The sequence below is a fragment of the Methylobacterium sp. 1A genome, from assembly GCF_058072805.1.
Map to the genome: position 1 here is coordinate 1,475,753 of NZ_JBYQVE010000001.1, position 23,191 is coordinate 1,498,943.

The following is a 23,191-nucleotide window of genomic DNA, read 5'->3' on the forward strand; positions in this document are numbered from 1 at the left end:
GCGGCGGGGTCCGATGTCCCGTCCTGTGGACGGGATAGAGCGGCCTCAACCCTGGCGGGCGGCCTCGATGTAGAGCTCGCGCAGGCGCCGGGTCAGCGCGCCCGGCCGCCCGTCGCCGATCGCGCGCCCGTCGATCTCGACCACCGGCATCACGAAGGCCGAGGCGCTGGTGTAGAAGGCCTCCTGCGCCGCGTAGACCTCGTCCACCGGGATCAGCCGCTCCTCGATCCGCAGGTCGGCCTCCTGCGCGAGGCGCAACACCGAGGCCCGGGTGATGCCCGGCAGGAGCGCCGTGGAGAGCGGCCGGGTCACGAGCACGCGGTCGCGGCTGATGATGAACGCAGTCGAGGAGGAGCCCTCGGTGACCGCGCCGTCCTCGATCATCCAGGCCTCGGCGACGCCGGCCTCGGCCGCCTGCTGCTTGGCGAGCACCTGCGCCAGCAGGGCCACCGACTTGATGTCCCGCCGCTTCCAGCGCAGGTCCTCGACGGTGATCACCCGGCCGCCGCTCTCGGCGAGCGGGTTGGCGAGCACGGTCTTGGCCTGCGTGAACATCACCACGGTGGGCTCGGTGCCGGCCTTCGGGAAGGCGAAGTCGCGCTCGGCCACCCCGCGGGTCACCTGCATGTAGACGAGCCCCTCGGTGACGCCGTTGCGGGCGACGAGCTCGGTCTGCAGGCGCTCCCAGCCCGCCGCGTCGTGCGGGTTGCGGATGCCGATCTCGCCGAGCGAGCGGTCGAGGCGCGCGAGGTGCGCGGCGTTGTCGACGAGCTTGCCGTCGATGATCGCCGAGACCTCGTAGATGCCGTCGGCGAACAGGAAGCCGCGGTCCATGATCGGCACGCGCGCCTCCTCGTAGGGGAGGAACTGGCCGTTGAGGTAGACGATGCGGGGAGCGGTCACGGGGAGCTGTCCTGTGTTCGGCGCAGGCCCGGAAACGCGGGCCCGCGAGCGCGGGTCGAAGCAGGAATCGTGCGGAGTCTCAGCGGTCGCCGAAGACCCGCCCGAAGATCGTGTCCACGTGCTTGAAGTGGTAGCCGAGATCGAAGCACGCCTCGATCTGCTCGGCCGGGAGCGCCGCGGCGACCTCCGGGTCCGCCTTGAGCAGCGCCAGGAAATCGCCCTCGCCGCGCCAGACCGGCATCGCGTTGCGCTGGACCAGCCGGTAGGAATCCTCGCGGGAGACCCCGGCCTGGGTCAGCGCCAGCAGCACGCGCTGCGAGTGGATCAGGCCGCCGAGCCGGTCGAGGTTCTTCTGCATGTTGGCCGGGTAGACCAGCAGCTTCTCCATCACCCCGGTCATCCGTGCCAGGGCGAAGTCGAGGGTGACGGTGGCGTCGGGGCCGATCATCCGCTCCACCGACGAGTGGGAGATGTCGCGCTCGTGCCAGAGGGCGACGTTCTCCAGGGCGGGGGTGACGTAGCCGCGCACCATCCGGGCGAGGCCCGTGATGTTCTCGGTGAGGACCGGGTTGCGCTTATGCGGCATCGCCGAGGAGCCCTTCTGCCCCTCGGAGAAGAACTCCTCCGCCTCGAGGACCTCGGTGCGCTGGAGGTGCCGGATCTCGATCGCCAGCCGCTCCAGCGACGAGGCGACGACGCCGAGGGTCGCGAAGAACATGGCGTGCCGGTCGCGCGGGATCACCTGGGTGGAGACCGGCTCGGCGGTCAGGCCCATCTTCTCGGCGACGTACTGCTCCACCCGCGGGTCGATGTTGGCGAACGTGCCGACCGCGCCCGAGATCGCGCAGGTGGCGACCTCCTCGCGGGCCGCGACGAGGCGGCGGCGGTTGCGCTCGAACTCGGCGTAGGCCTGGGCGAGCTTCAGACCGAAGGTGACCGGCTCGGCGTGGATGCCGTGCGACCGGCCGATGGTCGGGGTGAGCTTGTGCTCCAGGGCCCGGGTCTTCAGGGCGGAGAGCAGCGAGTCGACGTCGGCGATCAGGATATCGGCGGCCCGCACCAACTGCACGTTGAGGCAGGTGTCGAGCACGTCCGAGGAGGTCATGCCCTGGTGGACGAAGCGCGCCTCGGGACCGACGATCTCGGCGAGGTGGGTCAGGAAGGCGATGACGTCGTGCTTCGTCACCGCCTCGATCGCGTCGATGCGGGCGACGTCGAAGACCGCGTCCTTGCCCTTGGTCCAGATCGTCTCGGCCGCCGCCTTCGGCACGACGCCGATCTCGGCGAGCGCCGTGGTGGCGTGGGCCTCGATCTCGAACCAGATCCGGAAGCGGCTCTCGGGCGACCAGATGGCCGTCATCGCGGGGCGGCTATAGCGGGGGATCATGGGGGCCTCGGCACGGTCCGGATTGCGTGCGTGGCCGGTAGCATGCGCCGGGCCGGCCGCTCAATGCGCATCGGGCATGCCGGGACGGCAACCGACGTGAAACGCGCGCCGCGCCGGGCTCAGTCGATCCGCACCCAGCCCTGGCCCATCAGCCGTTCCTGCGGCCGGAAGCGGGACTTGTAGTCCATCTTGCGCGAGCCCTCGACCCAGTAGCCGAGATAGAGGTACGGCAGCCCGAGCCCGCGAGCCCGGCGGATGTGGTCGAGGATCATGAAGGTCCCGGGCGAGCGCGCGGCCTCCGCGGGATCGTAGAACGAGTAGACCATCGACAGGCCGTCCGAGAGGACGTCCGTCAGGCAGAACGCGAGCGGCGGTCCGGAGCCGCGGCCGGTGATCGCCGTGTCCGGCCCGTGCCGGCGATAAGACACGAGGTGCGTGTCGACGTGGCTGTCCTCGACCATCATGGCGTAGTCGAGCACGGTCATGTCGACCATGCCGCCGTCGCCGTGCCGGGCGTCGAGGTAGCGGCGGAACAGGGCGTACTGCTCGGAGGCGGGCCGGTTCGGCTCCGGAGTGCCGACCCAGTCGGCGCTGCGCGCCAGGATGCGCCGCTGGCTGGCGCTCGGCTCGAACTCGTCGACCACCACGCGGACTGAGACGCAGGCCCGGCACGTCTCGCAGGCCGGCCGGTACGCGATGGTCTGCGAGCGGCGGAAACCGCCCTGGGTCAGGATCTCGTTCAGGTCGCGGGCGCGCCGTCCGACCAGATGGGTGAAGACCTTCCGCTCCTCCTGCCCCGGCAGGTAGGGGCACGGCGAGGGGGCGGTGAGGTAGAATTGCGGTGTGTCGCGCGGGTGGCTGGTCACGCTTCTCACAGACCCTGCGCCGGGTTCATCCTCGCGGCGCCGGCGTGACAGTGTACAGGCGACCGGCCGGGGCTCAATGGCCCGGCCGGTCGCACCGTCAGATTTTCATCAGCGGAATCGCGGCTCAGCGCGCGTGGACGACGGCGAGGCCGAGGAGCAGGTCGTGCCCGAGGCGGCGGTCGGAGCGCATGAGCCCGAACGCGATGTCGACGCACCAGAGCAGGAAGGTCGAGATCGCCACGTAGAACAGCAGCGCGTGGACCGCGGCCGTGATGACGTCGACCCGCGCGCCGCTCTCGGGCGCGACGGTCCGCAGGCCCATCATCCGCTGGCCGATCGTGCTCTGCTTCGGGCCGCCCACCGTGATCGCGCTGTAGATGATGCCGCTCGCCGGAAGGACTGCGAACAGCGTCCAGCCGAGGCCGAAGGTGACCACCCCGATCACGGTGATCGCGAGGGTCAGCAGGGCCGTGAAGCCGAAGATGAACAGGATGTCGAGGAGATAGGCGACCGTCCGGCCACCCAGGCTCGCCCGCACGAACGGGATCGGCAACGCGGTGGCGTAGCCGGGCGCTTCGAAGCGCTGCGCGTATCCGGGTTGTGGGTTCTGCATGGTGTCGCGTCCTGCAAGCGAGGCTGCGGACGTGAAGGTGGGTGCGCGTCGCGGAGGCCGCAAGGGGATCCGGTGCCGATGCGGGTCGGTCGGCGGGCGTGGGCGCGCCTCAGCGCCCGGCCGGGTCTCCGGCCGCGGCGTCGGGCGTGTCGAGGTAGAAGCGCTTGAGCATGTAGAGGGACGGGCCCGACAGGGTGCTCGCCTCGGTGGCGAGGGCGACCAGGGTCGTGCCGGCATCGAAGCGGCAGGTCAGCCAGTGCTGCCGGTTCCCGTCGGCGTAGTCGACCCGCACCGAGTTCGCCGCCGGCCCCGGCGCCGCGCGCAGGAGCCGGATCCCGTCCTGCGGCGCGACCGCCGGGAGCGCCCGGCGGCAGGTGGCGACGCGATCCCGGCGCAGGGTGTCCTGGCAGGCGACGAGCCCCGCGAGGAAGCCGACCACGACCGCGGCCCCGAGGAGCCAGCGGTGCCCGCGCTTCACGGATGGTTGCGCAGGCGCTCCGCGACCCGCGGCGCGTGATAGGTGAGGACGCCGTCGGCGCCGGCCCGCTTGAAGGCGAGGAGCGCCTCGACCATCGCGCGGTCGCCGTCGAGCCAGCCGTTGCGGGCGGCCGCCTCGATCATCGCGTACTCGCCCGACACCTGGTAGGCGAAGGTCGGCACCTGGAACTCGTCCCGCACCCGGCGGATGATGTCGAGATAGGGCAGGCCCGGCTTCACCATCACCGAATCCGCGCCCTCGTCGAGGTCGAGCCGGACCTCGCGCAGGGCCTCGGCCGAGTTGCCGGGATCCATCTGGTAGGTGCGCTTGTCGCCGACCAGTGCCGCCTTGGTGCCGATCGCGTCCCGGAACGGCCCGTAGAAGGCGCTGGCGTATTTCGCCGCGTAGGCCATGATCTGCACGTCGAGGAAGCCGGCCTTGTCGAGGCCCGCGCGGATTGCGCCGACGCGCCCGTCCATCATGTCGGAGGGCGCGATGATGTCGGTCCCGGCCTCGGCCTGGATCAGGCTCTGCTCGACGAGGACCGCGACCGTCTCGTCGTTGAGGATCGCGCCGTCCCGCATCAGGCCGTCGTGGCCGTGGCTCGTGTAGGGATCGAGCGCCACGTCGGTCATGATCCCGATCTCGGGCACGGCCCGCTTCACGGCGCGGACCGCCCGGCAGACGAGGTTGTTGGCGTTCAGCGCCTCCGAGCCGGTCGGGTCGCGCAGCGACACCTCCGTGTAGGGGAAGAACGACACCGCCGGGATGCCGAGCTTCGCGGCGCGCTCCGCGTCGCGGACGATCTCGTCCACCGAGAGGCGCTCGACGCCCGGCATCGAGGCGACCGGCTCGCGGCGGCCCTCGCCGTCGATCACGAACATCGGCCAGATCAGGTCGTCGACCGTCAGGGTGTGCTCGCGGACGAGGCGACGCGACCAGTCGGCCTTCCGGTTCCGGCGCGGGCGCTGGGTGATCTTCAGACCCTCCACGCGGGCGCCCTCGCGGGCGGCCTCCACGGCGAGAGGGCGCGGCTCTGGCAGGGTGTCTGACATGCGGCTTCGCTACCGTTCGCGCGGACCACGCCGCGGATCGCGCGGCGCCCGTGCGCCGGAGGCGATCGACTACCACACCGGGCCGGCGCAACGAAACCCGACCGTTGACGCCGGACGGCGGAACCGCTTCAACCCGGCGACCCCCGCCCGATCGATCAGGATCCCGGCCCTTCGCCATGAACCGGCCCCCACCATCCGCGAGCGCTCGATAGTGCCCAGCTACTTTCCGATCCGGCGCAGGACGCCGCGGCCGGGCGGCATCCCGAGCGACCGCATCGAGCGGGCCCAGGGCCCCGCGTCCGGCACGTGGGACACAGTGCTGATCTGGTTCATGCGGCTCACGGCCCTCGTCTGGCTGCTGAAGAGCGTCTTCGCCTGGGCGACCATCCTCGACGTCCTGCCGGGCGTGCGCCCCTTCGAGGCCGAGCCGTTCGGCCGGCAGTCCGCGATCGTCTACTTCGCGGTGATCGACGCCGCGGCGGCGATCGGATTGTGGCTGACGAGCGCCTGGGGCGGCGTGATCTGGTTGCTCGCCGTCACGTCGGCTATGACGCTCGCTGTCCTGACACCGCAACTCTTGCCGTTATCGGTGCCGCTGCTCGTATTCGGGGGCTGTGTTGTGACGTTGTACTTCCTGCTGTCCTGGCTGGCCGCACAGGAAGCACGGTGAACGAACCGTTCTTGTCTTCATTCAGTTTGTCTTTACCGCGAAGAGTAAATCGCGAATTCATCCTGTCGCTTAAATCGCCTTTCATTCCCGAGCCCTAGCTTAGCCATCATCAACGGCGCCGCATCCAACGGGTGCCGGATCATCGGATGGCGAGGCAGAGATGAAGACCCAGAACGCCCGAGTCGCGCAGATCGAGGCCCCCGAGGAAGCCGCCTCCACCAAGGGCTCCTACCTCGAGGCGCTGCACCTCGTGGAGCGGCTGCATCGCCGGCTGCTCGACGTGATCAAGGACGAGTTCGAGCGCCGCGGCCGCGAGGACGTCAACAGCGTCCAGGCGCTGCTCCTGTACAACATCGGCGACAAGGAGCTGACCGCGAGCGAGCTGCGGACCAAGGGCTACTACCTGGGCTCCAACGTCTCGTACAACGTGAAGAAGCTTGTCGAGGCCGGCTACCTCCACCACGCCCGCTCGAAGACCGACCGGCGCTCCGTCCGGATCAGCCTGACCGACAAGGGCCGCCAGGTCCACGAGATCATCCAGGGGCTCTACGACAAGCATGCCCGGACGATCACGCCGATTGGTGGGATCTCGGAGGAGGATTTCATTCGCCTGAACCAGGCCCTCACCCGCCTGGAGCGCTTCTGGACCGATCAGATCCGTTACCGCCTCTGAGGCGCGCCCTCAGAGGTTCAGCAGGCCGATGATCCCGGCGATCACCGCGTAGGCGAAGCCGGCGTTGATGGCGACGCCGAACATTCCGATCACGAGACCGCCCAGCACGACCAGACCGTCGCGCTCGACGAGACCGAGCCCGACCAGGCAGACGGCGAGACCCAGCGGGATCTGCCCGACGATGGGCGCGGCCACGATCAGCGCCAGCGCCAGGGCGAGCAGGACGATCCCCATGCCGCGCATGCCGAGCGCGGTCTCGAACACGCTGACGCGGGGACGCGACCAGCGCTCCAGGCGGCGCAGGATCGGCACCGCGCGGGTGACGGCGCGCCGGACATCCGTCAGGGCGATCGAGCGGCCGAGGAGCATCCGCGGCAGCCACGGCGCCGACATCCCGGCGGCGATCTGGATCGCCACGAGGAGCAGGAGCAGGCCGCAGATCAGCGGGATCGGCGGCGGCATGGGCAGGCAGTTCGGCAGCCCGAGCAGGACCACGAGCAGCGCGAAGGCACGGTCCCGCAGGACCGCGACGATGTCGCCCACGGTGAGGCGCTCGCCCTCCTGGCTCGCCAGCACGGTGAGGACGTCCGACGTTCGTGCACCGGAGGTCAAGGATCTGCCAACCTTCGCTTTCCCGCGGGGGCTCTAGCCGAGAACATCTGGCACGCCAAGCACGGCAGATTCGCGACAGCGCGATGGCTTCCCGCGGGCGGACGCGCGGCGGACGGCCCGCGAAGTCCCGGCCAGCACAGCGCGCGCACCGACGGACCTTTCCGAAGCAACCTCGTCCCTGCGACACGAAGATCGGCGCGCGAATCCGACAATTCCGGGGGATCGCGAGCGGATCGCGATGAAACGCGGTTAATTTTCTCTTACCGTCCTCCGTAAACGTCGGAGGCTCGACTGTGCCGAACCAGCGCCCTTGCCCGAAGATCGCTGGACGCGCGCCCGTTCTCGCGGTTCTGCTCGCGGGACAGGCGGCCGTCTCGCATCCCGCCGGCGGCAGCGAGATCGACACGCTGCTGTTCGGCAGCCTCGACGCCGGCGGCGACACCTTCCTGACCGTCGGGGCGAAGGCCGGCCTCACCTCCCTCGCGCAGGACGGTTTCACCGCGCTGGCGAGCGTCGGTGGCGGGCGGCGCGCGGAGACCGGTCCGGACGGCCCCCGCACGCGCTACACGGTCGCCGCCGCCGCCCTGGCCGGGTACCAGTGGGTCTTCGACTGGGGCGCGGTCGCAGCCTTTGCCGGGCCCGAGATCGCGCGGGAGATGCTGATCGCGGGGCCGCTCTTCGACGCCCTGCCGACGCGCTTCGGGCTCCGGCTCCACGGCGAGGTCTGGGCGCGCCCGAGCGAGGCGACGCTGCTCCAGGCGAGTGCCGTCGCCGGGTCGGCCCGCGACAGCCTGTGGGCGCGCCTCGCCTGGGGCTACCGGCTCTGGGAGACCTATCTGGGCCCCGAGGCCGCCCTCTACACGGACAGGACCGGCTACGCGAAGTGGAGCGTCGGGCTGCACGGGACCGACTTCGCCCTCGGCCGGTACAGCTTCCGCGCGTCGGCGGGCCTCCAGTCCGAGAGCGGCCGGGGTCGCGCCTGCCCCTACCTGAGCCTGTCGGTCTGGTCGCCCCTCTGATCGGCGCCCGGCCGGGCCTCGAGGGCGTCGAGGAACGCGGCCGCGTCGCGGCGGATCTCGGCGCGGCGCCTGTCGCCCAGCCCGCGGAGCGTCCGGTACGGCATGGCCATCCGCTGATTGCCCGCCAGCCGGTCCTCGTTCTCGATGAGGAAGTTCCAGTAGAGATAGTTGAACGGGCACGCCTCCGGCCCGGCCTTGACCTTCACGTCGTACGCGCAGGACGCGCAGTAATCGGACATCCGGTCGATATAGGCGCCCGAGGCCGCGTAGGGCTTGGAGCCCATGACGCCGCCGTCGGCCCACAGCACCATGCCGTGGACGTTGGGCAGCTCGACCCACTCGTAGGCGTCCGCGAACACGATCAGGTACCATTCCTCAACCTGAGCCGGGTCGAGGCCGGCGATGAGGGCGAAGTTGCCGGTCACCATCAGGCGCTGGATGTGGTGGGCGTAGGCGTGGGCGCGCGTCTCGGCGACGACCTGCGCGACGCAGTTCAGCGCCGTCTCGCCGGACCAGTAGAACCACGGCAGGTCGCGGCCCGCGCCGAGGGCGTTGCTGTCGCGGTAGGCGGGCATCCGGGCCCAGTAGAGGCCGCGCACGTATTCCCGCCAGCCGAGGATCTGCCGGATGAAGCCCTCGACGCAGTGGAGCGGCGCCGCGCCGTCGCGGTAGGCGCGCTCGGCGGCCCAGCACACCTCCTCGGCGGTGAGCAGCCCGGCGTTGAGGGCGGGCGACAGGAGCGCGTGGTACAGGAACGGCGCGCCGGTCTTCATCGCGTCCTGATAGTCGCCGAAGGTCGGCAGGGCGTCGGCCAGGAAGTGCCGGAGCGCCGCGAGGGCGTCGGCCCGGGTCACCGGCCAGGAGAAGCCGGTGAGATCGCCGAAATGGTCGCCGAACTCGGCCTCCACGAGGGCGATGACCGCGCGCGTGACGGCATCGGGCTGGAAGCCGATCCGGTCCGGCGGACGATGCCCCCTGGGCAGGCGCTTGCGGTTCTCGGGGTCGTAGTTCCAGCGGCCGCCCGCGGGCTCGCCGTCGTCCATCAGGAGGCCGGTCCGGCGCCGCATGCCCCGGTAGAAGGTCTCCATCCGCAGGTGATGCCGGCCCTCCGCCCAGCGGGCGAAATCCTCCCGCGGGCACAGGAAGCGGTTGTCGGCACGGATCTCGACCGGGATCGCCAGGGTCTCGCGCCAGTCCTGCATCATCTCCCAGACGCGCCACTCGCCCGGCTCGGTCACCACGACCCGCTCCGGCCGGTGGCGCGCCACGGCGCGCTCCAGCTCGCCGGTGAAGCTGCCCGTGTTGCCCGCGTCGGTCAGGCGCACGTACGCGACCGTGATGCCCTCCGCCTCCAGCTCGGCCGCGAAGTGTCGCATGGCGGCGAACAGGAAGGCGATCTTCTGCTTGTGGTGGCGGACATACGTCGCCTCGTCGCGGACCTCGACGATCAGGACGACGTCGCGCTCGGCGTCGAGGTCGACGAGGCTCGACACCCGGCGGGTCAGCTGATCGCCGAGGACGAAGCGCAGGGTTCCGGACGGCGCGGCGCGGCGTTTCCCGGCCATGCCTAGACCTTCCCGTCCGGGGCGGAGCGGCCGCCATCCGCGGCGCGGCCGAACCCTCCGGTCCCGCCGTCGAAGATCACCCGAACCACGCCGTTCCCCCTTGCCACCGCCGCCGGCCCAATCAAGGTAGGCCCGGGGACGCGGCCGGGCAGGCGGCGGACCCGCGCCCTCCACGTGCACAAGGTCGCAGGCGGCAAGCATGAAGTTCGCGTTCGCCGGCATCGACTTCCTCGGCGGGGTCTTCGAGGGTCTGCTGGACGCCGGCTGGACGCCGGTGAAGCTGTTCACGCGCCCCTGCGACGGGGTCTACGACCACAACGAGGTCGTCGTCGCCCGCGCCCGGTCCTTGCGGCTGCCGATCCAGCTCTCGCGGATCCGCGAGCGGGACATCGAGGCGCTCCAGGCCGAGCACGGGCGCGACTGGGCACTCGTGGTCGCGGGCTATCCCTGGCTCATCAAGGGCTGGAAGGGCCGCGCCGCCTACGGCCTCAACTTCCATCCCTCCCCGCTCCCGACGGGCCGCGGCCCCTACCCGCTGTTCCGGGCCGTCCTCGACCGCTACGAGACCTGGGGCGTCACCGCGCACGTGCTCGCCGATGGGTTCGACACCGGCGATATCCTGGCGCAGGAGATCTTCGCCCTGAGCCCCCGCGAGAGCCACGAGACGCTGCTCGCCAAGTGCCAGATGGCGGCGCGCCGCCTCGCCGCGGGCCCCCTCGGCCGCGACCTGCCCAATCGCTGGCGGCGCTCCGAGCCGCAGGGCGACGGCTCCTACTGGCCGCGCGCGACCGACGCCGACCGGACGCTTGACTTCCGGCAGGACGTCGAGACGGTCCTGCGCCGGGTGCGGGCCTTCGGCACGGTCGAGACGATCGCGCGGCTCGGCGATGCCCGGGTCTACGTGGCGGAGGCGCAGGGGTGGCAGGAGCGCCACGCGCACACGCCCGGAGCGGTGGTGCACCGCCACCGCCGCCACGTCGTGGTGGCGGCCCTCGACGGGTACGTCCAGCTGACCCGCTGGTCGCCGGTTCCCCTCGCGGAGGCCGGGCAGATCGGCCGCTGACCGGCCCGTCCGGGAACCCGAACGCCGACCCCGATGTTTCCGGCGGCCCGGGCACTCCGCCGGGGCCCCACGGGAGTCCGCCATGTCGACCCGCGCCAGCCTCGCCGCAGCCCTCGGTTTCGCCGCGCTGTTTACCGGCTCCGCCCTCGCGCAGGCGGTGATCGTCACGCCCGACGAGTTCGGCCCCGACGACGACGTGGTGGTGCGCGACTACATCGTGCGCCGGCCGGTGGGTCCGGGCCCGATCGTCGGATCGATCCCGCTGCGACCCGGCAGCATCGTGCCGCCCGACGTGCGGCTCGCGCCCTTCACGGAGGCCCCGAACCCGCGCCTGCGCCGCTTCGGCTACTTCGTGGCGCCGGGCGACAAGATCGTGGTCGTCGATCCCGACACCCGCGCGGTGGTGCGCATCCTGGACCGCTGACGGCCGGCGACGGCGCTCACCAGTCGCTGAGCACCGCGCGCTTCCAGCGGTCGGGCGCGACGCAGCGGTACTCGTAGGCCTCGTCCCAGGCGTGGTCGCCGGGGGTGCAGGGCGCGCGGCTGCTCGCGGGCGGCCGCGGCAGGCTCTCGCGGAGGGAAGCGGCCTCGATCTGCCCGTTGTCGCTCACGCGCATGACCGGCCCGGCCGCCGTGCCGTAGACCAGATCGCGCCCGTCGAAGCCGAGGCTGCGGGAGAAGCCGCCCTCGCGGTTGCCGTCGAGCCCGATCGCCTGCCCGGCCGCGAGCAGCATCGGGACGCCAGTGAAGCGCGCGGCGGCGGCGTCGATGCCGATGCCGTAGGTCCCCTCTCCCTGGAACGAGATCGCCCGGTCGGTGATGGAGCCGGTCAGGTTGCCCATCAGGATCCCGTAGCCGGTATGGGCGCCCGGAACGCCGCCGGTGGAGATCTGCAGTCCGACCCGCTGGCGATTGCGGTCGGTGGTCGGCGACTGCGCCGAGACGTCGATCTCGGCGCCGATGCAGGAGGCGACCGGATCGGCCTCGTCGGTCATGTCGACACAGTTGAAATTGCCGGCCCAGGAGGGCCCGACCGGCCCCAGCCCGTTGGGCTCCTTGAAGATCGTGCCGTTGACCGCGACGTTCTGCGCGCCGGTGCTCGCGAGGGCGCGGTTGTGCAGCTCGCCCGTGATCGTCCACTCGTAGCCGGCATTGTGCGGGCCGGTGGATCCGAGCGCCCAGAGCGCCTTGTAGGTGTGGGTGGCCTCGCCCGACCCCTCCGGCACGTGCCGGTCGACCCGCAGCGTCGAGACCGGATCGAAGCCTTGGGGCCGGTTCCAGAGGAAGACGTGGCCGCCATCGAGGCCCATCACCCCGGTCCCCTGCACGCTGCGGGAGAAATTCGGCGGCCACGGCTGCGGTGCGGACGCCGGATCCGTCGCCGGCGCGGCGCGCGGCGGCTGTCCGGGCGCCTCGGCGGCCGCGACCGTCGGGACGCCGATCGCGAAGCACGCCATCAGGGCGGTGCCGGGGCGGATGCGCATGATCGTCTCCGGATATCCTCTCAGCGCGGCCTCGCCCGGGATCGCACTGGCAGAACCCGCCCGCGGGACCAGATAGGTTACAGCATCGCATCGGCGACGCCGGCCACGGGCGCCCGCGGATGCGGCACCCGCCGCGCCATGGGAGCGAGCCGATGACCGCCCTGCGATTCCTGCGCAATTGGTTCCTGGTGTCGATCCCGCTCGGCCTCCTGATCGGCCGGTTCATCAAGGCCGGCGAAGGGCCGCCGAGACGAGACCGGCGGTGATTACCGGAGACCGGGCCGATAGACAGGGCGCGACTTGCTATTCTGACGCTCGGATGTCGATCATCAATAACATGTTAGCGAATCCGGCGCATTTTTACTGATATCGCGCCATACCGGCCGACCAGGGCAGGAACTTCGGCCGTGTCCCGCAACGCCAGCACCCCTGCCGCCGTCGCGGAACGCCGGGCGACCGAGCGGAGACCCACCGCCCTGCTGGCCTTCGCCCAGCAACGGGACGGCGCGCGCTATCCCTGCCAGGTCATGAACATCTCCGATCGCGGCGCGATGCTGGAGTTCCTGGGTTCGCAGGCGGTGCTGCTGGAGGACGTGTTCGACCTCGTGCTGGCGAGCGCCGAGATGCGCTACGCGGTCCAGCTCGTCTGGCGGAAGGAGCGGACGGTCGGCGTCCTGTTCTGCGGCGAGGCCGTGTGAGAGGTCGACCCTGCGGGCTCAGACCGCGAGCGTCGCCATCAGCGTGAGCCCGACGGCCGGCAGCGCCAGCGCCAGGACCGCGAGGGTGTCGAGGGGTGCGGGCCGGCTCGCCGCGAGCCAGCGACGCTCGGCGAACTTCTCGGCCGCGAACCCGGACAGGACCAGGCCGCAGCCGACGAACGTGACAAGCGCGGACATGGGTCGACCCTTCTTCGCAACGCCGCGCCGTGTGATGCGCCTGACGGGAGTACCCGCGGCGCGGCCATAAAGTTTCACCGCGGCGCGGATACGCCGGCGAAAGCGGCGGCGCGCCGGGAAAGCCGCCGGCGCGCTCCCGCCTCTCCCGGGGACGAAGGGGTTGCAATCCCGCGCGGATCCGTCGAGGCGGGAGCCCAGCGTCATCGACGGGGATTGTCGCGGGCGGCGGGAGGCCGGAAGCTTTGAAGACGAGCGGCAACGGCGTGGCCGTCGGACACGATGGCTGGCTGTACTGGGTCGGACGCGCCCGCGAGGTCGAAGCCTTCTACGGCGACACCGCGACCTCGCGGCGGATCCTGAAGCGCTGGACGCGGCTCATCGGGCGGCGCGCGCGGCGCCTCGACGACCTCGGGATCCGGCACGTGCACACCGTCGTCCCCGACAAGCTCGCGATCTATCCGGACCTGCTCGGCCGCCCCTTCCCGGGGCTCGACGATCCGCCCGGGGTTCGGCTCGCCCGGCTGGTCGCCGGGGACAGCGGGGCCCCGATGGTCGACCTGCAAGCACCGCTGCTGGCGGCGCGGGCCGAGGAGCCCGTCTACCTGCGGACGGACACGCATTGGACCTACCGCGGCTACCTGACGGCGTACCGCGCGCTCTGCGAGGCCCTGGACGCGCCGGTGGCGGCGCACGTCTTCGCGGGGACCGGCGCGACCGAGCGCTTCACCTTCGACCTCGGCGAGAAGCTCGTCCCGCCGGTCGACGAGGCGTACGTCGCCTACGACTTCCCGCGCCGCGCGGCTCGGATCGACGCGAACGCCCTGGTGGCCGTGCGGGAATCCGGCCGGGCGGCGCGGCCGCGCGGATTGTTCGTCGGATCCCGCGTCGTCCTGAGGAACCCGGAGGCGCCAGATCGGCGCCGCGTGGTGCTGTTCGGCGATTCCTACATCTACAGCCCGGGCGCCCGGCTCACGGCGATGCTGGCGGAGACCTTCGCCGAGGTGCACGCGATCTGGTCGGCGAACATCGACTGGGCCTACGTCGAGGATGTCCGGCCCGACATCGTCGTCTTCGAGATCGCCGAGCGGTTCCTGCGGCAGGTCCCGAACGACAGGATCCGCATCGATCGCTTCGCGGCAGCGCGCGCGCGGCGGGCCGTCCGCCCGACGCTCCGGGAGCGGATCCGGCGCTGGCTGCGCTGAGGCCGGCCGCTTCTAAAAGCGAGAGCCCCGCCGCGGTGGCGGCGGGGCTCTGCTCCCTCAGGTGCGCGGCGGCTCAGTAACCGCGGCCGTAATAGCCCGGGCCCCGGTCGAAGGCGCCCGCCGCGGCGGCGCCGGCGGCCGCGCCCGCGATACCGAGACCGATGGCGGCCCCGGTCGACAGGCCGCGGTGACGGCGGTAGCCGAAATCGCGCCGGTGGCCGTAGCCGCGATCGTAGCCGCGGCCGTAGCCGTAGCCGTGGTGGCCGCCGTAGCCGTAGCCATAACCCTGCGCCTTGGCGCCGGTGGCGCCGAGCGCGCCGAGGGACAGGGTGACGGCGGAGATGAGAGCGAGCTTGCGCATCGGTGACTCCTTCGCAGTTGCGTTGGGACCCCAACCCAAAGCGCAACCAGGGGTTCCGATTTTCATGTGGGCAGGGCGCCGACCGCGCCGGAAGTCAAAAGTGAGGATCGAGGATGTGGTGAGCGCGCTGGGACTCGAACCCAGGACCTACAGATTAAAAGTCCGTTGCTCTACCAGCTGAGCTACGCGCTCGCGTCCCGGGCCGCGCGGCGGCCCGTCGGGGACGGCGCGTCCGCAATAGGTGAGCGGGACCGGGGGGTCAACACGACGGAGGTGGACAACCCTCAGGCCGCGTCGCCGCGGGTGCGCTCCACGATGTCCCGGGCCTCGTCGAAGGCCGCGTCCGCGTCGAGCTCGGTGGTGTCGAGCCGGACCGCGTCCTCGGCCATGCGCAGGGGCGCGGCGCTGCGCGACGCGTCCCGGGCGTCGCGGGCCTCGATGTCGGCCAGGATCGCCGCGAAGGTCGCCGCCTCGCCGCGGCCGGCCAGTTCGCGGTGGCGACGGCGGGCACGCTCCTCGGACGAGGCGGTGATGAACAGCTTCACCGCGGCCTCGGGGCACACGACCGTGCCGATGTCGCGCCCGTCGAGCACCGCCCCCTGCGGGTCGGCGGCGAAGCGGCGCTGCCACGCGAGCAGTCCGGCGCGGACCTCCGGCACCGACGAGACGCGGGAGGCCGCCTCGCCCATCGCCCGCTCGCGCAGGCGCGGATCGTCGAGCCGACCGGCGTCGAGGGCCTGGGCCGCCCGCGCCGCGGCGGCGGCATCGTCCAGCGACAGGCCGGCGTCGATCAGGGCGAGCGCCACCGCCCGGTAGAGGAGCCCGGTGTCGAGATGCGGCAGGCCGTAATGGTCGGCCAGACGCTTGGCGAGGGTACCCTTGCCGGACGCGGCCGGTCCGTCGATCGCGATGACGAGCGGCATGGCGGTCACGCCCCGATCCGGCCGCCGAGGGCCTGCATGGTCGGAAGGAAGCTCGGGAAGCTCGTGGCGATCATCGCGCCGTCATCCACCGTGACCGGGTTCCGCGCCGCGAGCCCCATCACCAGGAACGCCATGGCGATGCGGTGGTCGAGGTGGGTCGCCACCGTCCCGCCGCCCTGCGCCGCGGTGCCGTCGCCCTCGACCACGAGATCGTCGCCCTCGACCGCGTGGCGGACGCCGTTCGCGGCGAGCCCGGCCGCCACGGCCGCGAGGCGGTCCGATTCCTTCACCCGCAGCTCGTGCAGGCCGTTCATCCGGGTCCGGCCCTCGGCGAAGCTCGCCGCCACCGCCAGCACCGGGTACTCGTCGATCATCGCGGGCGCCCGCTCGGCCGGGACGTCGACGCCGGTCAGGCGGCTCGCGCGCACGCGCAGGTCGGCCACGGTCTCGCCGCCCTCCTCCCGCTCGGCCATGCGCTCGATCTGCGCGCCCATCTCGAGGAGCGTCGTGATCAGCCCGATGCGCAGCGGGTTCATCATCACGCCCTCGATCACCACGTCGGAGCCGGGCACGATCAGCGCCGCCACCAGCGGGAACGCCGCCGAGGACGGGTCGGCCGGCACCACCACGTCGGTGCCGCGCAGCGTCGGCTGGCCCGTCAGCGCGACCTTGCGGCCGTGGCCGCCCGGACCGTGCGGCTCGACGCTGACCGCGGCGCCGAACAGGCGCAGCATCCGCTCGGTGTGGTCGCGGGTCGCAGCCGCTTCGATCACGGTCGTGACGCCGGGGGCGTTGAGGCCGGCGAGCAGGACCGCCGACTTGATCTGCGCGGAGGCCGCCGGGGTCTCGTAGGTGATCGGGATCGCCTCCCTAGGGCCCCGCAGGGTCAGGGGCACGCGGCCGCCCTCGGCCTCGGCCAGGACCTGCGTGCCCATCCGGGTGAGCGGGTCGAGGATGCGGCGCATCGGCCGCGAGCGCAGGGAGGCGTCGCCGTCGAAGGTCGCGGTCACCGGCTGCCCGCCGACCACGCCCATCATCAGCCGCGAACCGGTGCCGGCATTGCCGAAATCGAGAACCTCGGCCGGGTCGCCGAGGCCGCCGATCCCGACGCCCCGGACCCGCCAGCTCCCGGCCCCGAGGCGCTCGACCCCTGCCCCGAGCGCCTTCGCGGCGGCGGCGGTGCGCAGGACGTCGTCGCCCTCCAGCAGGCCTTCGACCCGTGTCTCGCCCTGGCTGAGCAAGCCGAGGATCATCGACCGGTGCGAGATCGACTTGTCACCGGGCGGGCGCAGGCGTCCGCGCAGCGGGGCGCCCGGCGCGGCGGTGAGGGGCTGGGGGGTCGAATCGTGCGACACGGGACGTCCGTTCGGGCTCTGAGACGTGGGCCTGGATCCGGCGCGTCGCGCGGCCCTGCCGCGGCGCTGCAATCGGACGGTGAAATCGCCGCGCCGTTAACACGGGCACCGCCCGCCGTCATCCATCCGCTGCCCGCGCCGATCCCGGGCGCCGCACGCGGGGGTGCGCCGCCCGAAACGCCCTGCGCGGGCTCGATTGACAGGCGCTTTCACCGCGACTAACGGGGCGCCTCCCCCGAGACAGTACTGACGACGAGGTGTCCGCCCGTGGCCCGACCGGAACTTGGCTTGAAGCGCCAGTGCATGAGCTGCGGCGCGAAGTTCTACGACCTCGCCCGCGATCCCGCGGTCTGCCCGAAATGCGGCGCGGTCTATCAGGCGGTGGCCACCTCCAGCCGTGCGGCCCCCCCGGCGCTGTCGCGGGGCCCGGCCAACACCGACGATGAGGACGAGACGGACGAGAAGGGCCCGGAGATGGTCTCCCTCGACGAGGTCGAGGCCGCCGAGGACGACGCCGATCCGACGCCCGAGGACGACTCGGTCGAGGACGGGGAATCCTCCGACGACGATACCTTCCTGGAGGAAGAGGATTCCGGCGACGACGACGTCTCCGACCTGATCGACGGCGATATCGAGAACGACGAGGAGGGCTGAGGCGGCCTCCGTCTCTCCCGACCAAAAACCCCCGGCGGCAGCGAAAAAGGGGGTTGAGTCCGCGATGCGAGCCGCCTATAGAACCGGCCTCGCCGACCGCGACCCGGACCGGCGAGACCCCGCGGTACCCAAACCGCGGTGGATGTAAAAAGTGGGGCCTTAGCTCAGCTGGGAGAGCGCTTCCATGGCATGGAAGAGGTCATCGGTTCGATCCCGTTAGGCTCCACCATCCCACCCTCGCGCGACGCGGCCCTGTCGGGGACGCGGACCGCGTTTAAAAATATGGGGCCTTAGCTCAGCTGGGAGAGCGCTTCCATGGCATGGAAGAGGTCATCGGTTCGATCCCGTTAGGCTCCACCATTCCTCGCAGGCGGGACGCGGCCGTCCGGGCCTTCCGCGCCGTCAGGCAGATCCCCACAGCACCGTCCCTGCGCGCGCAGCGAAACGATCCCGTCGGCGCGACGACTAAGGTCGCGCGGTCCTGAGTCGCCACGCGTTGCTCGTGATGGCGGAGAGGACATCGCCCGAGGGTTTCAGGCGGAACCCGTCCCGGCCGACCAGGCCCGCATCGGGACTCCTCGCTGTATCAATCCGGCTCAGCGGGTCAGGTGACCGAGCGGCAGCGCGGTCGTGTACTTCACCTGCCCCAGGGCGAAGCTCGAGCGGATGTTGGCCACGCCGGGGATCCGCGTGAGGTGGTCGAGGACGAGCTTCTGGTACTGGCCCAGATCCTCGACGACGACGCGCAGCATGTAGTCGGCCTCGCCGCTCATCAGGTAGCACTCCATCACCTCCGGGCGGCTGCGCACCGCCTCGTCGAAGGCCTGGAGCGCGGCCTGGGTCTGCTTCTCAAGCGACACGTGGACGAAGACGTTGACCGCGAGCCCGAGGCTCAGCGGGTCGACCACCGCCACGCAGCCGCGGATCACCCCCGCCTCCTTCAGGTCGTTGACGCGTCGCCAGCACGGCGACGTCGACAGGCCGACCCGCTCCGCGAGATCCGCGATGCTGATCTCGCTGTCCTGCTGCAGGCACTCGAGGATGCGCAGGCTCGCGGCGTCGAGGGCGGCCGGTCGGGCGGGCATGCGATCGGTCTCCGGTCGGGATCCGCGTGCGCGGCCTGAGGCGCAGGATGCGGCATGTTTTGCCGACTACAGCCCGTATCAGGGAATATCAATCCGCGAACCCCGGCATCGCGGCAAATATCCGGCATGTCCCGCCGCCGCGATCCTCGTATGATCGCGCCGACCAAGGAGGCCGCGCCGATGAACGCCATACCGCCGAAAGCCACGATCGCGCGGTCCGCCGAGGTGGATCACGATCCGGCCGAGACCCAGGACTGGCTCGCCGCGCTGGAATCCGTCTTCCGCACCGAGGGCGCGGCCCGGGCGCGCTTCATCCTCGATCGCCTGGAGCGGCGCTCGAAGGAGATCGGCATCCTCGACGAGGCCCTGCCCTACTCGCCCTACCGGAACACGATCGCGCTGGAGAAGCAGCCGCGCTACCCCGGCGACCTCGACATCGAGGAGCGCCTGACCTCGATCATGCGCTGGAACGCGCTGGCCATGGTGGTGCGTGCCAACATGGCCTACGGCGAGCTCGGCGGCCACGTGGCGAGCTACGCCTCGGCAGCGGAGCTGTTCGAGGTCGGCTTCAACCACTTCTTCAAAGGCGGCACGGACGGCGACCTCGTCTATTTCCAGCCGCACTCGGCGCCGGGCGTCTACGCGCGGGCCTTCCTCGAAGGCCGGCTGTCCGAGGAGCAGCTGAAGCACTACCGCCAGGAGATCGCCGGCGACGGGCTGTGCTCCTACCCGCATCCCTGGCTGATGCCGGATTTCTGGCAGGTCCCCACCGGCTCCATGGGCATCGGCCCGATCCACGCGGTCTATCAGGCCCGGTTCATGCGCTACCTCGGCGACCGGGGCCTCGCCGACACCACCGGCCGGCACGTCTGGGGCGTGTTCGGCGACGGCGAGATGGACGAGCCCGAGTCGATCGGCGGCCTGGCGCTCGCCGCGCGCGAGAATCTCGACAACCTGACCTTTGTCATCAACTGCAACCTGCAGCGGCTCGACGGACCGGTGCGCGGCAACGGCCAGATCATCCAGGAGTTGGAGAGCCTGTTCCGCGGCGCCGGCTGGAACGTCATCAAGGTGCTGTGGGGCTCGGAGTGGGACGGGATCTTCGCCCGCGACACCAACCACGCCCTGCTGCGCCGCTTCGCCGAGACGGTGGACGGCAAGTACCAGACGCTCGGTGCCAAGGACGGCGCCTACAACCTCGCGCACTTCTTCGGCGAGGATCCGGAGGTGCGCGAGCTCGTCGCCCACATGTCGGATGCCGACGTCGACCGGCTGAAGCGCGGCGGCCACGACTTCCGCAAGCTCTACGCGGCCTTCGCGGCCGCCAAGGCCACCAAGGGCCGGCCGACGGTGATCCTGGCCAAGACCAAGAAGGGCTACGGCATGGGCGGCGCGGGCGAGTCGCGCATGACCGCCCACCAGGCCAAGAAGCTCGACGTCGACGCGCTGCGCGCCTTCCGCGACCGCTTCGCCCTGCCGCTGTCGGACGCGCAGGTGGAGGGCCTGGCCTTCTACAAGCCGGCCGAGGACGGCGCCGAGATGCGCTACCTGCGCGAGCGGCGCGAGATGCTCGGCGGCGTCCTGCCGGCCCGCCGCCGCACGGCGCCGACGGTCCCGGTTCCGGAGCTCTCCACCTACGCGGGCTTCGCCCTCGAGGCTGGCGGCAAGGAGATGTCGACCACCACCGCGGTGGTGCGCCTGTTCGGCAACCTCCTGAAGCACAAGGATCTCGGGCCGCGCATCGTGCCGATCGTCGCCGACGAGGCGCGGACCTTCGGCATGGCCAACCTGTTCCGGCAAGTCGGGATCTACGCGCCGCAGGGGCAGCTCTACGAGCCGGAGGATGCCGGCTCCATGCTCTACTACCGCGAGGCCCGGGACGGGCAGCTCCTCGAGGAGGGCATCACCGAGGCCGGGGCGATCTCGTCCTGGACGGCGGCGGCCACGTCCTACAGCGTCCACGGCCTGTCGATGCTGCCGTTCTACATCTACTACTCGATGTTCGGCTTCCAGCGGGTCGGCGACCTGATCTGGGCGGCGGCCGACCAGCGGGCCCGCGGCTTCCTGATCGGCGCCACGGCGGGCCGCACGACGCTCGGCGGCGAGGGCCTGCAGCACCAGGACGGTTCGAGCCACATGCAGGCGGCCGCGATCCCGAACTGCCGGGCCTACGATCCGGCCTTCGCGTACGAGATGGCGGTGATCGTCGACCGGGGCGCCCGGGCGATGATGGAGGAAGGCGAGGACGCCTTCTACTACCTCACGGCGATGAACGAGAACTACGCCCAGCCGTCCATGCCGCAGGGGGCGGAGGCCGGGATCCTGAAGGGCATGTACCGCCTGTCGGGGCCGGAGGCCGGACAAGGGACGGGCGCCGCTGTGCGGCTCCTGGGCTCCGGGGCGATCCTGCCGGAGGTGATCGCGGCGGCGACGATGCTCGCGCAGGATTTCGGCGTCGCGGCCGAGGTGTTCAGCGTGACGAGCTTCAGCGAGCTGGCCCGCGACGCCCGCGAGGCCGAGCGGCAGGCGATGCTCAACCCGGAGGCCGAGGCGCCGGTCAGCCACGTGGCGGCGCTGCTGCCGGGCACGGCGCCCATCGTCGCGGCGAGCGACTACGTCCGGGCCTACCCGCAGCTGATCGCCTCCTATGTCGGCGCGCGCTTCGTCACCCTCGGCACCGACGGGTTCGGGCGCAGCGACACCCGCAACGCGCTCCGCCGATTCTTCGAGGTCGACCGGCAGCACGTGGTCATCGCCGCCCTGCACGCCCTGTCTGAGGCCGGCACGATGCCGCGCGCCACGGTGGCGGACGCGATCCGCCGCTACGGCGTCGCGGCGGACGCGCCCGCGCCCTGGACGATCTGAGGCCGGGCGCCCCGTCGAGGGGCGCCGCCCGCCCCACCCCTTTTCCGAACGCCCGACCCACGGACACCCGACCGCATGAGCGCCGCGCTGCAGATCGCCCTCCCAGATATCGGCGACTACCGGGACGTGCCGGTCATCGAGCTTCTGGTAAAGCCCGGCGACCGCCTCGCGGTGGACGACCTGATCCTCAGCATCGAGTCCGACAAGGCCACCATGGAGGTCCCCTCCCCGGTCGCCGGCATCGTGCGCGAGTTGCTGGTGTCGGTGGGGACGAAAGTGTCCGAGGGCACGCCGATCCTCACGGTGGAGCCTGCCGAGGGCGGCGGGGTCGAGACCGCGGCGGCACCGCCTGCCGCGGCCGCAGCGCCGTCGGTTTCCGGGCAGGGCGCGGGTCCCCGCTCCCGTGCAGGAGAGGGACAGGGTGAAGGATCCGGGTTGTCCGGAGACGGCCACCCCTTCACCCCAGCCCTCGCCCGCACGGGAGAGGGAGCCGGTCGCGCCTCGCAGGAGCCGATGCGGGCCGACCCGATCCAGGCAACAAGCGGCGACGTGCATGCCAGCCCGTCGGTCCGCCAGCTCGCGCGCGAGCTGGGCGTCGGGCTCGACCGCGTCGCCGCCACCGGCCCGAAGGGGCGGATTCTGCGCGAGGACGTGCACGCCTTCGTCAAGGCGGCCCTCAACGCGCCGGTCCAGGCGCCCGTCGCCGCGTCCGGCATCGGCGCCGGCCTGCCGCCCTGGCCGGAGGTCGACTTCGCCAAGTTCGGGCCGGTGCGGCGCGAGCCGCTCTCGCGCATCCAGAGTCTCTCTGGGGCCAATCTCAGCCGCAACTGGCTGACGATCCCGCACGTGACCAATTTCGACCGGGCCGACGTCACCGAGATCGAGTCGTTCCGGGTCGGCCTCAACACGGAGACGCGCACGCCGCCCGCCCGGGTCACCATGGTGGCCTTCCTGATCAAGGCGGCGGCCTCGGCGCTGCGCGCCTATCCGCGCTTCAATTCCTCCTTGGAGGGCGGCGACCTCGTCCTGAAGGACTACGTCCATGTCGGCTTCGCGGTGGACACGCCGAAGGGCCTGATGGTGCCGGTGGTGCGCGACTGCGACCGCAAGGGCCTCATCGAGATCGCCACCGAGATGGCCGCGATGGCCGAGAGGGCTCGGGCCGGAACCCTCCCGGGTTCCGACATGCAGGGCGGCTGCTTCTCGGTCTCGTCGCTCGGCGGCATCGGCGGCGACGGCTTCACCCCGATCATCAATGCCCCCGAGGTCGCGATCCTGGGCGCGGCGCGCTCGCGCACCGAGGCGGTCTGGGACGGCGCGGCCTTCCAGCCCCGCCTGATCCTGCCGCTCAGCCTGTCCTGGGACCACCGCGTCGTGGACGGCGTCGCCGCCGCCCGCTTCCTCGGCCACGTGGCCTCGGTCCTGTCGGACCTGCGCCGCGCCCTCCTGTGACCGCCGCCGC

The 23,191-nt window shown here is 71.6% G+C and carries 24 protein-coding genes and 3 tRNA genes; 12 read left to right on the plus strand and 15 right to left on the minus strand.

The features are described from left to right. Positions 1–45: 45 nt before the first annotated feature. The 6 genes from ACX9MN_RS07200 to hemB form a co-directional block, all read right to left on the minus strand. Positions 46–903, minus strand: coding sequence for a D-amino-acid transaminase (locus tag ACX9MN_RS07200; protein ID WP_489724056.1), 858 nt, complete (start codon positions 901–903; stop codon positions 46–48). A 79-nt stretch (positions 904–982) separates the two neighbouring features. Then, positions 983–2,290, minus strand: coding sequence for an adenylosuccinate lyase (gene purB / locus ACX9MN_RS07205; RefSeq protein WP_026604876.1), 1,308 nt, complete (start codon positions 2,288–2,290; stop codon positions 983–985). A 119-nt stretch (positions 2,291–2,409) separates the two neighbouring features. Further along, on the minus strand, positions 2,410–3,156 hold the full coding sequence (locus ACX9MN_RS07210) for an arginyltransferase (RefSeq protein WP_091925038.1): 747 nt from the start codon (positions 3,154–3,156) through the stop codon (positions 2,410–2,412). A 124-nt stretch (positions 3,157–3,280) separates the two neighbouring features. Next, on the minus strand, positions 3,281–3,769 hold the full coding sequence (locus tag ACX9MN_RS07215; RefSeq protein ID WP_042672022.1) for an RDD family protein: 489 nt from the start codon (positions 3,767–3,769) through the stop codon (positions 3,281–3,283). 109 nt (positions 3,770–3,878) lie between these two features. Next, entirely contained in the window at positions 3,879–4,247 is a 369-nt protein-coding gene (locus ACX9MN_RS07220; protein WP_091681993.1) for a hypothetical protein, read from the minus strand. Beyond that, positions 4,244–5,302: a porphobilinogen synthase gene (gene hemB / locus ACX9MN_RS07225; RefSeq protein WP_026604877.1), complete on the minus strand. Its 1,059-nt coding sequence runs from the start codon at positions 5,300–5,302 to the stop codon at positions 4,244–4,246. The genes ACX9MN_RS07220 and hemB overlap by 4 nt, the downstream gene beginning before the upstream one ends. A gap of 211 nt (positions 5,303–5,513) precedes the next feature. Here hemB and ACX9MN_RS07230 point away from each other — a divergent pair, with 211 nt between their 5' ends. Together ACX9MN_RS07230 and ldtR are read left to right on the plus strand one after the other, a co-directional pair. Then, a complete protein-coding gene (locus ACX9MN_RS07230) occupies positions 5,514–5,972 on the plus strand; it encodes a DUF6163 family protein (RefSeq protein ID WP_026604878.1) in 459 nt (152 codons plus the stop codon). 160 nt (positions 5,973–6,132) lie between these two features. Continuing rightward, the gene (gene ldtR / locus ACX9MN_RS07235) at positions 6,133–6,645 is read left to right on the plus strand and encodes a transcriptional regulator LdtR (RefSeq protein ID WP_056527383.1); all 513 of its coding nucleotides are present in this window, start codon (positions 6,133–6,135) and stop codon (positions 6,643–6,645) included. A 9-nt stretch (positions 6,646–6,654) separates the two neighbouring features. Here ldtR and ACX9MN_RS07240 read toward each other — a convergent pair whose 3' ends face one another. Next, positions 6,655–7,257: an exopolysaccharide biosynthesis protein gene (locus ACX9MN_RS07240; RefSeq protein WP_267965786.1), complete on the minus strand. Its 603-nt coding sequence runs from the start codon at positions 7,255–7,257 to the stop codon at positions 6,655–6,657. A 293-nt stretch (positions 7,258–7,550) separates the two neighbouring features. Here ACX9MN_RS07240 and bcsS point away from each other — a divergent pair, with 293 nt between their 5' ends. Beyond that, positions 7,551–8,276, plus strand: coding sequence for a cellulose biosynthesis protein BcsS (gene bcsS / locus ACX9MN_RS07245; RefSeq protein WP_489724057.1), 726 nt, complete (start codon positions 7,551–7,553; stop codon positions 8,274–8,276). Here the strand turns inward: bcsS and ACX9MN_RS07250 are convergent. Then, a complete protein-coding gene (locus ACX9MN_RS07250; protein ID WP_489724058.1) occupies positions 8,243–9,841 on the minus strand; it encodes a cryptochrome/photolyase family protein in 1,599 nt (532 codons plus the stop codon). The genes bcsS and ACX9MN_RS07250 overlap by 34 nt on opposite strands. 199 nt (positions 9,842–10,040) lie before the next feature. Here ACX9MN_RS07250 and ACX9MN_RS07255 point away from each other — a divergent pair, with 199 nt between their 5' ends. Together ACX9MN_RS07255 and ACX9MN_RS07260 are read left to right on the plus strand one after the other, a co-directional pair. Then, positions 10,041–10,904, plus strand: coding sequence for a formyltransferase family protein (locus tag ACX9MN_RS07255; protein WP_091681999.1), 864 nt, complete (start codon positions 10,041–10,043; stop codon positions 10,902–10,904). A gap of 82 nt (positions 10,905–10,986) precedes the next feature. Then, entirely contained in the window at positions 10,987–11,328 is a 342-nt protein-coding gene (locus ACX9MN_RS07260; protein ID WP_020092859.1) for a hypothetical protein, read from the plus strand. 16 nt (positions 11,329–11,344) lie between these two features. On the opposite strand, the gene ACX9MN_RS07265 is transcribed toward ACX9MN_RS07260, so the two are convergent. Next, positions 11,345–12,388, minus strand: a complete 1,044-nt coding sequence (locus tag ACX9MN_RS07265) for a hypothetical protein (RefSeq protein ID WP_091682001.1) — start codon at positions 12,386–12,388, stop codon at positions 11,345–11,347. Between the two features lie 407 nt (positions 12,389–12,795). Here ACX9MN_RS07265 and ACX9MN_RS07270 point away from each other — a divergent pair, with 407 nt between their 5' ends. Then, the gene (locus tag ACX9MN_RS07270) at positions 12,796–13,086 is read left to right on the plus strand and encodes a PilZ domain-containing protein (RefSeq protein WP_020092862.1); all 291 of its coding nucleotides are present in this window, start codon (positions 12,796–12,798) and stop codon (positions 13,084–13,086) included. A gap of 18 nt (positions 13,087–13,104) precedes the next feature. Here ACX9MN_RS07270 and ACX9MN_RS07275 read toward each other — a convergent pair whose 3' ends face one another. Continuing rightward, entirely contained in the window at positions 13,105–13,284 is a 180-nt protein-coding gene (locus ACX9MN_RS07275) for a hypothetical protein (RefSeq protein ID WP_020092863.1), read from the minus strand. A gap of 263 nt (positions 13,285–13,547) precedes the next feature. Here ACX9MN_RS07275 and ACX9MN_RS07280 point away from each other — a divergent pair, with 263 nt between their 5' ends. Next, positions 13,548–14,486 (plus strand): alginate O-acetyltransferase AlgX-related protein, encoded by a 939-nt coding sequence (locus ACX9MN_RS07280; protein ID WP_489724059.1) that lies wholly within the window; start codon positions 13,548–13,550, stop codon positions 14,484–14,486. A 73-nt stretch (positions 14,487–14,559) separates the two neighbouring features. On the opposite strand, the gene ACX9MN_RS07285 is transcribed toward ACX9MN_RS07280, so the two are convergent. The 4 genes from ACX9MN_RS07285 to aroA all read right to left on the minus strand — a co-directional run bounded on the left by ACX9MN_RS07285 (position 14,560) and on the right by aroA (position 17,125). Then, entirely contained in the window at positions 14,560–14,847 is a 288-nt protein-coding gene (locus tag ACX9MN_RS07285) for a hypothetical protein (RefSeq protein ID WP_489724060.1), read from the minus strand. A 116-nt stretch (positions 14,848–14,963) separates the two neighbouring features. Beyond that, positions 14,964–15,039 (minus strand) — tRNA-Lys (locus ACX9MN_RS07290). A 92-nt stretch (positions 15,040–15,131) separates the two neighbouring features. Beyond that, positions 15,132–15,770 carry a (d)CMP kinase gene (cmk, locus tag ACX9MN_RS07295; protein ID WP_051123743.1) on the minus strand — a complete coding sequence of 213 codons (639 nt, stop codon included), beginning with the start codon at positions 15,768–15,770 and terminating at the stop codon, positions 15,132–15,134. A gap of 5 nt (positions 15,771–15,775) precedes the next feature. Further along, complete coding sequence (gene aroA / locus ACX9MN_RS07300) at positions 15,776–17,125, minus strand: 3-phosphoshikimate 1-carboxyvinyltransferase (protein WP_489724061.1); 1,350 nt, start codon at positions 17,123–17,125, stop codon at positions 15,776–15,778. Positions 17,126–17,392: 267 nt separating this feature from the next. On the opposite strand from aroA, the gene ACX9MN_RS07305 reads away from it, so the two are divergent. From ACX9MN_RS07305 to ACX9MN_RS07315, 3 genes are all read left to right on the plus strand, one after another. Then, entirely contained in the window at positions 17,393–17,779 is a 387-nt protein-coding gene (locus ACX9MN_RS07305; RefSeq protein ID WP_026604880.1) for a TIGR02300 family protein, read from the plus strand. Between the two features lie 153 nt (positions 17,780–17,932). Next, positions 17,933–18,008: transfer RNA gene (locus ACX9MN_RS07310), tRNA-Ala, on the plus strand. A 55-nt stretch (positions 18,009–18,063) separates the two neighbouring features. After that, a tRNA-Ala gene (locus ACX9MN_RS07315) sits at positions 18,064–18,139 on the plus strand. A gap of 236 nt (positions 18,140–18,375) precedes the next feature. Here ACX9MN_RS07315 and ACX9MN_RS07320 read toward each other — a convergent pair. Further along, positions 18,376–18,864 (minus strand): Lrp/AsnC family transcriptional regulator, encoded by a 489-nt coding sequence (locus ACX9MN_RS07320; protein WP_020092868.1) that lies wholly within the window; start codon positions 18,862–18,864, stop codon positions 18,376–18,378. A gap of 180 nt (positions 18,865–19,044) precedes the next feature. Between ACX9MN_RS07320 and mdeB the strand changes: the two genes are divergently transcribed. Continuing rightward, complete coding sequence (mdeB, locus tag ACX9MN_RS07325) at positions 19,045–21,729, plus strand: alpha-ketoglutarate dehydrogenase (protein ID WP_489725213.1); 2,685 nt, start codon at positions 19,045–19,047, stop codon at positions 21,727–21,729. Between the two features lie 75 nt (positions 21,730–21,804). After that, positions 21,805–23,181 carry a 2-oxo acid dehydrogenase subunit E2 gene (locus tag ACX9MN_RS07330; protein ID WP_489724062.1) on the plus strand — a complete coding sequence of 459 codons (1,377 nt, stop codon included), beginning with the start codon at positions 21,805–21,807 and terminating at the stop codon, positions 23,179–23,181. Positions 23,182–23,191: the final 10 nt, after the last annotated feature.